Origin of the sequence: Marinomonas posidonica (assembly GCF_043643765.1) — a bacterium.
Classification (GTDB): Bacteria; Pseudomonadota; Gammaproteobacteria; order Pseudomonadales; family Marinomonadaceae; genus Marinomonas; species Marinomonas posidonica_A.
Window position 1 is genome coordinate 143,630 of the sequence record NZ_JBHZSP010000001.1, and the last position, 14,476, is coordinate 158,105.

Annotated in this window: 11 protein-coding genes; 7 read left to right on the forward strand and 4 right to left on the reverse strand. The window is 45.6% G+C overall.

The genetic code is table 11. The features are described 5' to 3' along the window. Position 1 precedes the first annotated feature (1 nt). From ACHUFM_RS00765 to ACHUFM_RS00785, 5 genes are all read left to right on the forward strand, one after another. Positions 2–1,204 (forward strand): thiolase family protein, encoded by a 1,203-nt coding sequence (locus tag ACHUFM_RS00765; protein ID WP_394178614.1) that lies wholly within the window; start codon positions 2–4, stop codon positions 1,202–1,204. Between the two features lie 188 nt (positions 1,205–1,392). Continuing rightward, positions 1,393–2,154: a crotonase/enoyl-CoA hydratase family protein gene (locus tag ACHUFM_RS00770; protein WP_394178616.1), complete on the forward strand. Its 762-nt coding sequence runs from the start codon at positions 1,393–1,395 to the stop codon at positions 2,152–2,154. A gap of 46 nt (positions 2,155–2,200) precedes the next feature. Next, positions 2,201–2,968 carry an SDR family NAD(P)-dependent oxidoreductase gene (locus ACHUFM_RS00775; protein WP_394178618.1) on the forward strand — a complete coding sequence of 256 codons (768 nt, stop codon included), beginning with the start codon at positions 2,201–2,203 and terminating at the stop codon, positions 2,966–2,968. Positions 2,969–3,122: 154 nt separating this feature from the next. Further along, positions 3,123–4,976, forward strand: a complete 1,854-nt coding sequence (locus tag ACHUFM_RS00780) for a feruloyl-CoA synthase (RefSeq protein ID WP_394178620.1) — start codon at positions 3,123–3,125, stop codon at positions 4,974–4,976. A gap of 1 nt (position 4,977) precedes the next feature. Next, positions 4,978–5,388 carry an acyl-CoA thioesterase gene (locus ACHUFM_RS00785; protein WP_394178622.1) on the forward strand — a complete coding sequence of 137 codons (411 nt, stop codon included), beginning with the start codon at positions 4,978–4,980 and terminating at the stop codon, positions 5,386–5,388. A 77-nt stretch (positions 5,389–5,465) separates the two neighbouring features. On the opposite strand, the gene ACHUFM_RS00790 is transcribed toward ACHUFM_RS00785, so the two are convergent. Continuing rightward, the gene (locus ACHUFM_RS00790) at positions 5,466–5,588 is read right to left on the reverse strand and encodes a hypothetical protein (protein ID WP_281269733.1); all 123 of its coding nucleotides are present in this window, start codon (positions 5,586–5,588) and stop codon (positions 5,466–5,468) included. A gap of 199 nt (positions 5,589–5,787) precedes the next feature. Between ACHUFM_RS00790 and ACHUFM_RS00795 the strand changes: the two genes are divergently transcribed. After that, positions 5,788–7,242 carry a TrkH family potassium uptake protein gene (locus ACHUFM_RS00795; protein WP_394178624.1) on the forward strand — a complete coding sequence of 485 codons (1,455 nt, stop codon included), beginning with the start codon at positions 5,788–5,790 and terminating at the stop codon, positions 7,240–7,242. Positions 7,243–7,262: 20 nt separating this feature from the next. On the opposite strand, the gene ACHUFM_RS00800 is transcribed toward ACHUFM_RS00795, so the two are convergent. Together ACHUFM_RS00800 and fdhD are read right to left on the reverse strand one after the other, a co-directional pair. Next, complete coding sequence (locus ACHUFM_RS00800; protein ID WP_394178626.1) at positions 7,263–9,593, reverse strand: FdhF/YdeP family oxidoreductase; 2,331 nt, start codon at positions 9,591–9,593, stop codon at positions 7,263–7,265. Further along, complete coding sequence (fdhD, locus tag ACHUFM_RS00805) at positions 9,583–10,422, reverse strand: formate dehydrogenase accessory sulfurtransferase FdhD (protein WP_394178628.1); 840 nt, start codon at positions 10,420–10,422, stop codon at positions 9,583–9,585. Before fdhD ends, ACHUFM_RS00800 begins: the two co-directional genes overlap by 11 nt. A 405-nt stretch (positions 10,423–10,827) precedes the next feature. Here fdhD and ACHUFM_RS00810 point away from each other — a divergent pair, with 405 nt between their 5' ends. Next, the gene (locus ACHUFM_RS00810; protein ID WP_394178630.1) at positions 10,828–12,183 is read left to right on the forward strand and encodes a peptidoglycan DD-metalloendopeptidase family protein; all 1,356 of its coding nucleotides are present in this window, start codon (positions 10,828–10,830) and stop codon (positions 12,181–12,183) included. A 92-nt stretch (positions 12,184–12,275) separates the two neighbouring features. On the opposite strand, the gene ACHUFM_RS00815 is transcribed toward ACHUFM_RS00810, so the two are convergent. Then, positions 12,276–14,399 (reverse strand): TRAP transporter permease, encoded by a 2,124-nt coding sequence (locus ACHUFM_RS00815; RefSeq protein WP_394178632.1) that lies wholly within the window; start codon positions 14,397–14,399, stop codon positions 12,276–12,278. Between the last annotated feature and the right edge of the window lie 77 nt (positions 14,400–14,476).

Here is a 14,476-nt window from a genome sequence, read left to right on the forward strand (position 1 = left end):
TATGTCGATCAATAATGTTGAAATTCCTTATGGTGCTTATTGGAGTACGCCCTTTACTAAGTGGCAAGGCTCCTTGCAACACTTGCATTCCATGAAATTCGCAGCGCATGTGACAAAACAAGAATTGGCCAAACGTGATATCGATCCAACCGTGTTTGATTCTGGTGTGTTGGGGATGACCATTAACCAATACCAATCTTTTAATGGTGCGCCTTGGCCTTTGTATGATGTCGGTGCGGTGAATACGGCCGGACATGCTGTAAATCAGGTATGTGCAACCAGTGCACGAGGTTTATTTGCTGCCGCATCGGAAATTGTCTGTGGCATGGCAAATGTGTCTTTATTAATGACGGCCGATCGTTGTTCGAATGGACCACATATATATTACCCGAATGCCAAAGGGCCAGCGGGTGCATCGGAAGATCAGGTCACTTACAACATGATGAATGATTGTGTTGGTGGGCATTCTATGATGCAAACAGGGGAGAATGTGGCGAAGCGTTTCGACATTACCCGTGAAGAATTGGATGTCGTGACTTTTCGACGTTATGAGCAATATCAAGATGCCCTAAAAGAGGATCAGGCGTTCCAAAAACGCTATATGACACTGCCGTTATCAGTGCCGACAGCGAATTTCAAAAAAGAAGAGACGGTTGTCTACGGTGATGAAGGGGTCTTTCCAACCACCTTGGAAGGTTTGCAGAAGTTAAAACCCATTCAAGAAGGTGGGGTGATTACCTTTGGTAATCAAACACACCCAGCAGACGGTAATGCTTCGGCTATTTTGTGTCGTTCTGAAGAGGTAGCCAACTTAACCTCACGTCCCGAAATAAAAATTGAAGTATTAGGCTTTGGTCAAGCTAGAGACGACCTAGCTTACATGCCAGCTGCGCCAATAGAAGCCGCGAAACGTGCGCTTACCGTAGCGGGTATCGATATTAAACAAGTCAAAGCCATCAAAACACATAATCCATTTGCAGTTAACGACGTGGCCTTTGCAAAAGCGATGGATGTGGATGTGATGGCCATGAATAACTATGGTTGTTCTCTTATTTGGGGGCACCCACAAGGGCCAACTGGTATGCGCGCTGTTATTGAGTTGATTGAAGAGTTGGTTATTACAGGTGGCGGCTATGGCCTTTTCACTGGTTGTGCCGCGGGTGACACTGGCATGGCGGTGGTCATTAAAGTCTCAGACCGTTAAAGAATGGTGTTGTGGCCGTGGGTATTTGCCCACGGTTTTTTTTACACCTAAAAATATAGTTATAAACAATAATAGTTTATTTTGACATTTGTTTAGTTGCTAAACTATTATCTGGTAAATGACGTCAAGGGTGCGTTTTAGTGTTGAGCTTGGCGCTTGGCCCATAAACATAAAAATAGAGGCTTCTAATGGTAACGTATGAATTTATTAACTTCTCGGTAGAGAATGGTATTGGGCATTTAGAACTGAATCGTCCTGAAAAGAAGAATGCGATTAATGACAGCCTTTGTCTTGAAATCGAGCATGTTTTTTTGAATCTTACCGATGACGTTAATGTCATTGTCTTGTCTGGTAATGGCCCTGAGTTTTGTTCGGGTCTTGATCTACGTGAGCATAAAGCACGTGAACCCTTTGAAGTGGTTAAACACTCACAAATGTGGCATCGCGTATTTGGTCATATTCGTGATTCTGGCACACCGGTTGTCGCGGCGATGCATGGTGCGGTGATTGGTGGTGGTTTGGAATTAGCCATCTGCGCTCATGTGCGAGTGACCGAAGAAAATACCTTTTACCGTTTACCAGAAGGGAAGCACGGTATCTTTGTCGGTGGTGGTGCTTCTGTCAATGTAGCCAATGTGATTGGTGCGAGTCGTATGACAGAAATGATGTTAACAGGCCGTGATGTGGATGCTGAAGAAGGGCATCGTATTGGTTTAGGCCATTATGTGATGCCAGCAGGTGAAGCGTTAAATAAAGCCTTTGAAATTGCAGAAGGTATTAATAAGAACTCCAAATACTCCAACTGGGCGATGACAACAGGTCTGAGTCGTATTAATAACATGTCGGCTCAAGAAGGCCTGTACACAGAATCGTTAATTTGCGGTATTACGCAAACCAGCGAAGAAGTGAAAGCCCGTATTGATGCTTTCTTGAACCGTAAAAAATCTTAATCAGCGATTTTTTCTCAGAACAAAAACAAGATTCAGGAGTTATAGTATGCAAATTCAAGGTAAACACTTCATTGTAACGGGTTCGGCATCGGGTATTGGTGAAGCGGTTGCGCGTCGTTTACATGGCTTGGGTGCGAGTGTCACCTTGGCCGATGTGAATGAAACAGGTTTGTCTCGTGTGCAAGCGGATTTGGGTGAGCGAGTACAAGCTTGCGTGACCGATATTGTTGATGAAGCGTCGGTGCAGAAGACGGTTGATCAAGCCGTAGCCGAATTTGGTGCCATTGATGGTTTGATTAACTGTGCCGGTATTCCTGGCGCTGAGCGTGTCGTTGGGCGAGAAGGCCCGCACAAACTGGCCAGTTTCCAACGTGCCGTTTCGGTCAACCTTATTGGTACATTCAACATGATTCGCTTAGTCGCGGATAAAATGCAGCATAATGAGCAGGCGGATAATCTAGAGCGCGGCGTGATTATTAATACGGCATCGGTGGCGGCATTTGATGGGCAGATTGGTCAAGCAGGTTATGCGGCGTCAAAAGGCGGTGTTTGTGCGATGACGTTACCGATTGCTCGTGAATTAGCGCGCTTTGGTATTCGTGTTATGACGATTGCCCCAGGCTTATTTAAAACCCCAATGATGGACGTGTTACCAGAAGACGTGCAAAAGTCGTTAGGAGAAGCGGTGCCATTCCCACCTCGTTTAGGGGAGCCTGATGAATATGCTGGTTTAGCTCAGCACATTATTGAAAACAGCATGTTGAATGGCGAAGTGATTCGCTTGGACGGTGCCATTCGAATGGCTGCCAAATAATAGGCGGTTTGGCTCAATGCTTAGGACTGATAACACCAGCTTGAGCCACCACAGAGAGAATAACAATAATAGCGTTAATGACGATGTCATTAATGACTCAAAAAACACAACTTAAGCCACACAAAAACAAGCAAAGTGGTTTTAGGAGCAGAACATGAGTGTTGGATTTCATCCTATTAAGGTAGTGGCACATCCGATTGAGGTAATCAAGCAGGATGATGGTGTGCAGATTATTAACAGTCAAAAGCCATTAGATGCGTTTGCTCGATGCTGGACAGATCAGCTGGAATATTGGGCGAAAGAAGCCCCTGATCGTGTGTTTGTCGCCCAACGAGACGAGCATGGCGAGTGGGATGAAATTACCTACTCTGAAGCCGTGACGCGAGCACGCCGTATTGCTTCTTGGTTACTGACTCAGCCTGTGTCTACGGAACGTCCGATTGTCTTCTTATGTGGTAACAGTGCAGAGCATTTGATGTTGGCGTTGGCTGGCATGTATGTGGGCATAGCGCACTCACCTTTGTCACCTGCTTATTCCTTGATCGCTACGGATTACGCCAAGTTACAAGGCATTATGGACATTTTAACCCCTGGGTTAATCGTGGTGGATGAACTGGCACCTTATGAAAAAGCCATCAAAGCGGTGTGTCGAGATGATCAAACGCCGGTCATGGTGATTAAAGGGGATACACAGGCGCAGCAAATTGCAAACCCAACTATGTCTTATGAGGCGTGTTTAACTCTGCCGATCTCAGAACAAGTAGATGTGGAAAATGCCAAGGTTAATGGTGATACTGTGGCCAAGATTTTATTTACCTCTGGTACCACAGGTATGCCAAAAGGGGTCATCAATACGCAACGAATGATTTGTGCGAACCAAGTGATGATTCATCAAGTGATGCAATTTCTCAAAGATCAGCCGCCAATTATGGTGGATTGGCTACCTTGGAATCATACTTTTGGTGGCAACCATAATGTTGGTATTGCCTTGTATAACGGTGGCAGCTTGTATCTTGATGATGGTAAGCCAACGGAAAAACTATTCGATAAAACGTTGAAAAACTTAGCTGAAATCTCGCCAACTGTGTATTTCAATGTGCCAAAAGGCTTTGAATTGTTAGTGAAAAAGCTCAAAGAAGATGATGATTTTGCGAAGAAATTCTTTTCACGTTTGCAGTTTACCTTTTTCGCCGCAGCTGGTTTAGCTCAGCATATTTGGGATGATTTGGATACCTTGGCAATTCAGTACACAGGTAAAAAAATTCCCATGCTAACGGGGCTGGGCTGTACTGAAACCGCACCTTCTGCCACTTTTGCTTCCGTAGAAGAGTCCACCTCTGGGGTGATTGGTGTACCAGCGCCTGGCGTGTCGATTAAACTGGTGCCAAACGAAGGCAAGTTAGAAGCGCGAGTCAAAGCGGTTACGGTTATGCCTGGCTACTGGCGTCAGCCTGAATTGACTGCCAAGGCCTTTGACGACGATGGTTACTACTGCTTAGGCGATGCCTTTGCTTACCTTGATGAACAAGCGCCGCAGCGTGGCTTCCGTTTTGATGGGCGAGTCTCTGAAGACTTTAAGCTCGACAGCGGTACTTGGGTCAGTGCGGGTACGTTACGAGCTAAGTTCATCAGTGCGTTAGCGCCGTTTGCCCAAGACGTTGTGTTGTGTGGTACGAACCGTGGTTATATTACCGCAATGGTGTTTCCGGATTGGGCCCATTGCAAAGCCATCTTACCTCATGATTTGGTTGAAACGAATGAAGAAGTGATTGCGCATGATGCGGTTCGACAAGCCTTTAAAGACAAGCTAGTGGAGTGTGCAAAACACAATACCGGCAGCTCGACCTTAGTAAAACGAATCATTTTACAAGCGGCACCACCGAGCATCGACGCACACGAAGTCACAGATAAAGGTTCTTTGAATCAACGCGCGGTGCAAACCAATCGTCAAGATCAAGTGGAACTCTTGTATCAAGAGCCAATCGCCCCACAAGTTATTAGCCTTTAAAATGTTTACGCATCAGCGAGAACTGCGCATTGAATGGGGCGATTGTGACCCAGCGGATATCGTCTTTTATCCGCGCTACTTCGCCTTCTTTGATGCTTCTACGGGGGCATTATTTGAGGCCATGGGATGTTCTTTAAGAGACGTTCGGAGGCAGACGAATCAGGTTGGCTTTCCTATGGTTGATACTCGTTCGCAATTTTATAAACCTTCTAAATATGGCGACATTGTACTTATCGAAAGCCAAATTAGCGAAGTTGGGCACGCCAGTTTTGCTATCCGGCATCGTTTGTTTAATGACGACAAGTTGGCGGTGGAGTGTTCTGAAAAACGAGTTTGGGCTGGCCTGAATGAGCAAGGTGAATTAAAGGCGCAAGCGATTCCTGATAGTGTCCGCAAGCGTATGCTAGCTTAGAGCATCGAGTGATTAGTAAAAGGCCGAATTGTTATTCGGCCTTTTTTGTATTTATTTTTTGTATTTATTTTTTGTATTTATTCTGAGCGAGTTTGGACACACAACTCAATAATGCGTTTTCCGCTGATTAATACAAAGCTTCCAACCGTAATGGCAAGTGCCGTTAGATGGAAAACATCGTCTAGTAAAAGCATATCCATATTTTGCTCCTCAGTAAGTGTTACCCATCAATAAAGCACATTTACTCGGCATCGTCCATATTATTTGCACTTTTTTGGTTTTTTAATCCTGTAATTTGCGCAATTGCTTTACGCCTTTTGTAGAGTCCAGTGGGTGATTCCCTTATAGTTATTCAACTTCCTTTTGTCTTTGACCTCATTGCTTGGGGCTGCTGTATACATGATTCGTCCGCTGTTGATTATCCGCTTATTAACCATGCCCTGTTTATGGATGAGTCTGGTGCAGTTTGTGTTTGCAGAACTGTCGTTTATGTTGTTTAAGGATAGGGTGGGCGAGGCTTTTTTTGTACCGGCTTTGACGACCTTTGCGTTTGCGCTGCCACTCTTGTTTGCCTTTAAAAAATACCCCTTGCCTTCTGTCAATGTAAGAGAAGCCATGTTGTTTGCGTCATTAACTTGGCTCACAGTGGGGATATTAGGCGCGATTCCAATTATCAATGTGACTCATGTGTCTTTTACCGATGGGGTATTTGAATCCATTAGTGCTTTGACCACGACGGGGGCAACGATCTTATCGGGTCTGGATGATATGCCACCAAGCTTTTTGATGTATCGCCAATTCTTACAGTGGATGGGAGGCTTGGGAGTGGTGATCTTTGTGGTCGCTATTTTACCTATGTTGAATATTGGTGGTATGCGTTTATTAAAAGCCGAAACGCCTGGGCCAATTAAAGACGAAAAGCTGTCTCCTAGAGTCTCCAGTACCACTCGCTATCTGTGGATGGTGTATTTGGCTATTACAGTGTTGTGCGCCATTGCTTACTATTTAGCTGGTATGTCTTTATTTGATGCCATTGGACACAGTTTCACCACCGTCTCGACAGGCGGTTTTTCAACCCATGATGCCAGTATGGGCTATTTTGATAGCCGTTTGATTTTGTGGATTTGTAACCTCTTTATGGTGTTGGGCGCGATCAATTTCGCCTTGCATTACCGTGTCTATATTGCGCGCAGCATTAAGCTGTATTGGCAAGATGAGGAAACCCATGGTTTTGTGTGGATCATTACTCTAGTGGCTTTATTGTTGGGGCTATTTTTATTGCAAACTCGGTCAGAAGAAGGCGTTTGGAATGCGATCACGCAAGCTTTTTTTCATGTCATTTCCTTTATCACCAGCACTGGATTTGCCGCCACAGACTTTGGCGCTTGGCCTGCGGTCACATCCATTGTGTTGATTTTTGTGGGCTACATAGGTGGCTGCGCAGGTTCGACAGCGGGCGGTAATAAAGTCATTCGTAATATCATTTCGCTAAAGTCCATTAGTATGGAAGTGAAGCGCCTTGTACACCCTAATGGTGTGTTTACCATGAAGTTTCAAGGACGCAGGATCAGTGATGATGTGCGTCATTCTGTGATGGGGTTTATGTGTGTGGCGGCCATTGTCACGGTAATCTTTACGTTATTATTGATGGCAACGGGCATGAGTTTTATGGCGTCACTAAGTGCCACTGCCGCTTGCTTAAATGTGCTTGGGCCAGGCTTTGCTGAATTGGGTAATAACTTTGCGCCTTTAAGCGACACAGGAACCTGGCTAATGAGCTTTGCCATGATTCTTGGTCGCTTAGAGTATTTCACCGTGCTGGTGTTGTTTTTACCCGCGCTGTGGCGTCATTAACACATTTGCAGGTGCAAACATCAAAGGTTAGTCACAGACAGTTCATCGTTCAGATTAACGTCGCTTGGTTCCAGTTCCACAGCGATGCTTTTTGACGTTGGTGTGTTGCTAAACTCGCCATGACTATCCAATGGTACTAATGGATTGGTTTCAGGGTAATAAGCAGCTAAGTTGCCAGCAGAGATGCTGTAGGGCACGAGTTTAAAACCGTCTATTTTACGAACCACTCCATCATTCCAGAGAGAACGGATGCTGACTTTTTGACCTTCTCGATAGCCTAATCGTTTTATGTCTGCAGGGTTGATAAACACCACTTTACGTTCATTTTTAATACCACGATATCGATCGTTTAAACCATAGATGGTTGTGTTGTATTGATCATGAGAGCGTAGCGTTTGCAGAATAAAGCTCTTCTCGGTCAGCAAGCCTTTGGTTTGCTTTGGCAAAATGGAATCTGGCAGAGGGTGGCTATGCAAAATGGCTTTACCAGCTGGTGTGTTCCAGTTTCTTTCTCTGGCACTGTTGCCTAAATAGAAACCGCCATCTTGTAAAATACGTTGATTGAAGTTTGAAAAGCCAGGCACAACCGCCGCGATGTGCTCGCGAATGACGTCGTAATCTGCGATCAGAGATGCCCATTCAACCGGATGGTTGCCAAGTGTCGCTTCTGCTATGCCAGCTATGATAGCGGGTTCGGATTTTTGTAAATCACTCATGGGTTCCAATACGCCACCGGATGCGTGAATCATACTGAATGAGTCTTCTACTGTGACTTTTTGTGGCCCATTGGCTTGATGGTCGATGTCAGTTCGACCAAGACAAGGTAAGATCAGAGCTTCTTTGCCGGTAATAAGATGGGATCGATTTAATTTTGTACTTATTTGCACGGTTAGGTCGCATTTTTCTAGTGCCGCGGCAGTGGCTTGGGAATCGGGGGTAGCCGCTGCAAAGTTGCCTCCTAGGGCGATAAACACCTTCACTTTCCCATCGCGCATAGCTCGAATGGTATCGACCACAGCAAGCCCTTCTTGTTGTGGTGGCGTGAAGTGGAAGCGTTTCTCCATAGCGTCAAGAAAGGCCTGAGAAGGGCGTTCATTAATGCCCATCGTGCGATCTCCTTGAACATTGCTGTGGCCGCGAACCGGACACGCCCCGGCACCTGGTTTACCAAGGTTGCCACGTAAGGCCAATAGATTGACGATTTCATGAATGGTGGCCACAGAGTGATGATGCTGAGTGATGCCCATGGCCCAAGTAATGATCACACTGTTGGCGTTTGCATAGACCTCAGCGGCCTGCTGTATTTCATTTTGTGTTAAGCCTGCTTGATTAAGGATTTCATTCCACGAAGTTTGCTTTACTTGCTCAAGATAGGAGGTCATGCCCTGAGTATGTTGAGCAATAAAATCATGATCAAAGATGGCTCTGCCTTCACGTTGAGCGTTTTCTTCCATTTCGATCAAGACTTTCACCATGCCTCGAACGACCGCCATATCACCGCCAATTTTAGGCGTGTAGTAAGCGGTATTGGTTGGTTTTGAAGAATTGGTCAACATTTCGATAGGGCTTTGTGGGTTCTGAAAACGCTCTAAGCCCCGTTCTTTTAAGGTATTGAAAGTGAGTAATTGCGCGCCACGTTGTACCACTTCTTTCAAAGTTTCTAGCATGCGAGGGTGGTTGGTGCCGGGGTTCTGACCAAACACGAACACCGCATCGGCGCGTTCAAAATCGTCTATTTCTATGGTGCCTTTGCCAATGCCGATGCTGCTGGTTAGGCCATAGCCACTGGCTTCGTGACACATGTTTGAGCAATCAGGGAAGTTGTTTGTGCCGTAAGCACGAGCAAATAGCTGATAGAGAAAAGCCGCTTCGTTACTGGCTCGGCCAGACGTATAGAAGGCCGCATTATCTGGTGAATTTTGACTTTTTAGTGCCTCGGCAATTTGACTGAAAGCTTGCGTCCAAGAGATGGCTTCGTAGTGATCGGTAGCAGGGTTATAACGCATGGGTTCGGTTAAGCGCCCCTGATATTCTAAGAAGTAATCGCTTTGCGTCTTCAGCCAAGTCACACTGTGTTGGGCCATGAACCCAGCGTCCACCTTACGAGACGTGGCTTCCCAGTTCACTGCCTTAGCCCCATTTTCACAAAAGCGAATTTTGGCTGGATCGTGTTTTTCGCCCCAGGCACAGCCTGGGCAATCGAAGCCTTGTGGTTGGTTGGTTTTTAACAGAGTGAAAATATTGCGTGTGGCGTTTTCACTCTTCAGCCAATGTTGTGCTGTGCTTTTCAGCGCGCCCCAGCCGCCAGCGGGTCCTTTGTAAGGGCTATAAGTATGCGTTTTATCGGTCATCTTGATTATCCTTTCGAGCGGTTGGGGCAAAGAATCTTGGCTCATTTTGTTTGGTAAGGTGGATTAGGGTCAAGCCATATTGATTAGCAAGTTTGACGGCAAGGTGGCTTGGTGAAGCAAGATGGATTAGATGAGACAATCCTGCTCTGACAGCTTTTTGAATCAATTCTGTGCTGCATCGACTGGACATAACAACACTATGATTGTGCAAGCTTATGCCTTGGCGCGCGGCGTAGCCAATGATTTTATCTAGGCAGTTATGTCGACCTATGTCTTCCATGCAAACCAGTGTGTCGCCTTGTTCAGATAGCAGCAAAGCCGCGTGCAATGCGCCGGTTTTCTGACCCAGCTGTTGCGCCTTATTGAGTCGACTCCTTAGGTCGCCAAGCAATTCTGCTGATAAACACTTAGATGGCTCTAATGGTATTAATGATGGGAAAGCTTGATCAAGTGATTCAATACCACATAATCCGCAACCACTGGCCCCAAGGTGAATTTTGCGCTTGCTTTTAAATTCACTAAAGCGTCGACTACTGATGATCAAATTGATGTGTATGCCGTCAATATTCCGTGAGCTGTTATGCGGTTGAATGTCGATGTCACGAACATCTTGTTGGTGTTGGATGAGGCCTTCGCTCAAAGCATAACCGAGTGCGAATTCTTCTACATTTACTGGCGTGATCATGATCACCGCATAGGCAATGTCATTAATGCTGAGGCTTAGAGGTATTTCTTCTACAAGATCGACATAGGCTAGCTCAAGAGAATCCGCTTCCCCTGAAAATTTCGTACTGCAGTAGCCATGAAACTTGATTGAATCGAGTGACATAAGTGACCTTGTCGAAGGATGAAAATCAAACTTCATAGTACGTAGGCGAAAGTTTCTCGTCTATGGTTTTGTGGTGAAAAGAAGGTGCATTTTTACTGCTGGAATTGACCACTGTCTATTGGCCAAGGGATTGCTTGGAAGAGGTGTTTATTTAAACAATGAAATACCGTATTCTAGCGCCCTCAAATAAAATGACGTGTTTTTTGTATGTATTTTGTAAATAATGTCTCAGATCAGGCATCAAGGGAGATTTTTACGCAACAAGAGTGGCAGTCAAAACAGACATACGACACAGTATGTGCAGGTTTTGTCTTACGTCCTGTTTAACATAGAGAAAGTGTGTGACGTTGTGTTCAGTAAGTAGTTGGGCTTTTCAATAGTCCACATTTCCTTATGAGTTTTTATATGCCGTTTTTAAAACGCCTTTCGCGTTGGGTCCTAGATGACCAGCGAGCTTGGCTAGCCATTATCGTGGCTGTTTTTTTGCTATTTTTATGGGTTTATCGAGCACTGGTTTCTCCTTCAGAAACCAATCCTAAAGACTACGTTCTGCCGACTAGCTCAACCAGTACCAGTATTCAAAAGCATCTTATTGAACCTTCGGATAGTGATGATGTCGAGTTTGAATCCTTGTTGTCTACTGACCCGATAGAGGAAGTGGAGCAAGCCAGTGTCGCCCCGCCAAGTATCGACTATGTTATCAAGCCTGGAGACACCTTAGCGAAAATCTTCTCCCGCTTTGGTTTGTCTCGCGAATCCATGTACTCTGTTTTAGAAGCTGACCAAGAATACTTGGTGTTGGAACCTTTACTGCCGAATAATCGCTTTACCTTTAAGCTAGACAGTGACGGTCAGCTGCAAGCCCTGACTCGACGCATTGATATCAGTAAAAGTGTGTCTTATGTTCGTCATGGAAGTGGTGGCTTTACTTATCAAGAAGACATTAAGCCCATTCGTTATACGCAGACCAGTATTCACAGCAAGATAACAGGCAACTTCTATTTGTCGGCGAAGAAAGTCGGTTTATCGGATAACAACATTTTAATCATTCATGATGTGTTAAAAGGACGTGTGAATTTCCGCAAGGATTTACGTGCGAATGACGAATTTGATTTGATCGTCAAGAACGGCAGCATTGATGGTGTTTCTGTAGGCGATACTCAAATTGAGGCTTTGCAGTTTAAAGTTCAGGGTAAAATCTATCGCGCTTTTTTACACTCTGATGGACGTTTTTATGATCAAGATGGTAATAGCCTGACCCCCGCCTTATTACGCTGGCCAACGGCGAAACATTACCGTATTAGTTCACCTTTTAATGCTAATCGCCTTCACCCTATTACTGGACATCCCGCACCCCATAATGGGGTTGACCTAGCAACACCTGTCGGCACCAAAATCCTTGCGACTGGCGATGGTGTGGTAACACGAGTGGCCACACACAAATACGCGGGGAAATACATAGTGATTGATTACACTGGACCTTACGGCTCTCGTTTTTTGCATTTGAACAAAATATTGGTGAAAAAAGGTCAGAAGGTAAAACGAGGTCAAGTGATTGCTTTATCAGGCAACACTGGACGAACCACAGGAGCGCATTTGCATTACGAATTGCATGTTCGAGGTCGCCCAGTCAACCCAATGACCGCTAAAATTCCAACGGCCAAATCTGTCCCTGCAGACCAAAGAGACGAATATAATCGAAACGTTGCGCAGTGGATTGAAATGATGGCGAAAGATGAGCCGATTAAATCGGATCAATAAGCGAGTATTGAACGCTTTACTGTTTTATAAAAAAAGCCTAGTTACGCTGATGAAACTAGGCTTTTTAATAATCAGGTCAGATGTTACACGGTTTATGCCGCGGCGCGATAACTCCGATTTCCTAGAATAAAGAGTACCAAGAAGACACCTAAACCAATGGCTTGTAACCAAATATCTAAATTAGGCCACAGCATTAAAACGGCTGCGGCCAGTGCCAAGACACGAAATGGAATCGACAATTTGTCTTCTAAGTAGCCTTCCATTGCCGCCACTAAAGCGTATAACCCAAAGACGCCGAAGAAGCATAAGCGCATGAGTGTTTCCGCGTCACCGCCAATAAGCTGGGTATAGGCCATTAATAGCGGCACTATGTATAAACCTTTGGCCAATTTCCAGGCTGTCATACCCGTTAACATTGGCGGTGTTTTGGCAATCGCTGCTGCTGCAAACGCGGTTAAACAAACCGGCGGTGTGACGTTACTGTCTTGAGATAACCAGAAAATGATCATGTGTGCCGTGACCAAAATCATGGCCACATGTTCTGCCCCCAATGCTTGATCCATCAGCATGCCTTTGAAATCATTTGGCACTTGAGCGACCAGAGCTTGAGCTTGATCTATTGGCATACCTTGAGCAAGAGCGCTCATGACACCTGGGTCTACTAACATGAAAATAGCGTGAGCGGTTTCAGGAAGCGTGCCTGAGGCAATCATATCAACCAATTGGCTTTCTGAAATGAGGTTGAACAAAGCCGGGGCTGATAAGGTGCCTAATACAATATAAGACGCCGTCACCGGTAACCCCATCCCCAAGATCAAAGACGCGATGGCCACCAGAACAATAGTAAAGAACAAGCTGCCGCCCGCCCAATCCGTGATCAACAAAGAAAAGGTATTACCGACGCCGGTTGTGCTGATGACATTGACCACTAAACCGATACCAATCAAAAGCACTGCTGTGGTGGACATGTTTTTCGCACCTTGTGCCATGGCATCTAAAATGGCGACAGGTCCCATTTTGTGCTTTTTGGACAGGAACGAAGCCAAAATGACCGCAATGATACTCAAGCCCGCCGCATAGGTTGGGGTAAAACCTTGTACCAATAAGGTGACGAGCACACCCAGTGGTAAAATATGGTGCCAACCTTCTTTGAGTACTTGAGACACAACGATGTTGCTGTCATCTTCTGTCGCGATGACTTTACTGCGTTTGGCTTCAACACGAACAAAAAAGCCAACTGATAAGAAGTAAAGCAGAGCTGGAATGGCCGCAGCACCAATAATGGTAACGTAAGACACCTGAGTATAAGAGGCCATAATGAACGCGCCTGCGCCCATGACAGGAGGCATCAACTGCCCACCAGTAGAAGCCGCCGCTTCAATACCTGCTGCAAAACGAGCAGGGAAGCCAGCGCGTCTCATTAACGGAATGGTGATGACACCAGTCGACACAGTATTAGCAACCGAAGATCCAGATACAGAGCCCATTAGACCCGAGCCTAAAACCGCCACAAAGCCTGGTCCGCCAATCATTTTACTGGCCAGAGCGCGAGACAAATCAATAATGAAATCGCCGGCTCCTGATTTCACTAAAAAAGCACCGAACAGGATAAACATGAAGACAAAGCTCCACGAAATACGGGAGATGGAACCAAACATGCCATCGGTACTAAAAAAACTGCGATACAGAAGCGTTTCCATGCTTAAACCTGGGAAGGTAAACATACCGCCTAACCATTGCCCCCAAACAACCACATAGCTTAAGGCGATGAGGATTAAAACAGGAATGAACCAACCGCTGGTTCGGCGGATTAATTCTAATGAAAGTAGCACCGCGGCACTGGACACAATCCAGTCGGCAGTATCAAAGGTGACGCCTCTGGCATAGAGCGCATCTTCAAAGAAAATGATGTAAAGCACCATGCCTGCTAGTGCCAAGACAATGAGGCTGTCACAGAGCAAGGCGAGCTTACTCTGTTGCCACTTAGGGCTGGCAGGAATCAGTAGTGCGCACAAGGCACCAAAGCCAGCGAAATGAAAAGCAGACACCCATAACTCGGGCAAGGTTGCTATGGTGTTGATGTAAATATGAGCAACCGCTAATAATATCGACAAAGTAAAGACAAAACGATTGATCCAAGGGCTGGAGCGGTGCTTGGTTTCGAAGTCCTCAAGATTGATTTCTTGGTCGTCTGTAGAGGGTGTTGAAGCAGTCATTAAGCTACCTTAGGAATACATAAAGAACAAACAAAGCGCCATAGATACAACCAATTGAGCATCGGTAAACTATGGCG

Excerpts from the sequence above, each read along its gene's own strand:
- ACHUFM_RS00765 (WP_394178614.1), top strand. The coding sequence starts at position 2 with ATGTCGATCAATAATGTTGAAATTCCTTATGGTGCTTATTGGAGTACG.
- ACHUFM_RS00770 (WP_394178616.1), top strand. The coding sequence starts at position 1,393 with ATGGTAACGTATGAATTTATTAACTTCTCGGTAGAGAATGGTATTGGG.
- ACHUFM_RS00775 (WP_394178618.1), top strand. The coding sequence starts at position 2,201 with ATGCAAATTCAAGGTAAACACTTCATTGTAACGGGTTCGGCATCGGGT.
- ACHUFM_RS00780 (WP_394178620.1), top strand. The coding sequence starts at position 3,123 with ATGAGTGTTGGATTTCATCCTATTAAGGTAGTGGCACATCCGATTGAG.
- ACHUFM_RS00785 (WP_394178622.1), top strand. The coding sequence starts at position 4,978 with ATGTTTACGCATCAGCGAGAACTGCGCATTGAATGGGGCGATTGTGAC.
- ACHUFM_RS00790 (WP_281269733.1), bottom strand. The coding sequence starts at position 5,588 with ATGGATATGCTTTTACTAGACGATGTTTTCCATCTAACGGCACTTGCC.
- ACHUFM_RS00795 (WP_394178624.1), top strand. The coding sequence starts at position 5,788 with ATGATTCGTCCGCTGTTGATTATCCGCTTATTAACCATGCCCTGTTTA.
- ACHUFM_RS00800 (WP_394178626.1), bottom strand. The coding sequence starts at position 9,593 with ATGACCGATAAAACGCATACTTATAGCCCTTACAAAGGACCCGCTGGC.
- fdhD (WP_394178628.1), bottom strand. The coding sequence starts at position 10,422 with ATGTCACTCGATTCAATCAAGTTTCATGGCTACTGCAGTACGAAATTT.
- ACHUFM_RS00810 (WP_394178630.1), top strand. The coding sequence starts at position 10,828 with ATGCCGTTTTTAAAACGCCTTTCGCGTTGGGTCCTAGATGACCAGCGA.
- ACHUFM_RS00815 (WP_394178632.1), bottom strand. The coding sequence starts at position 14,399 with ATGACTGCTTCAACACCCTCTACAGACGACCAAGAAATCAATCTTGAG.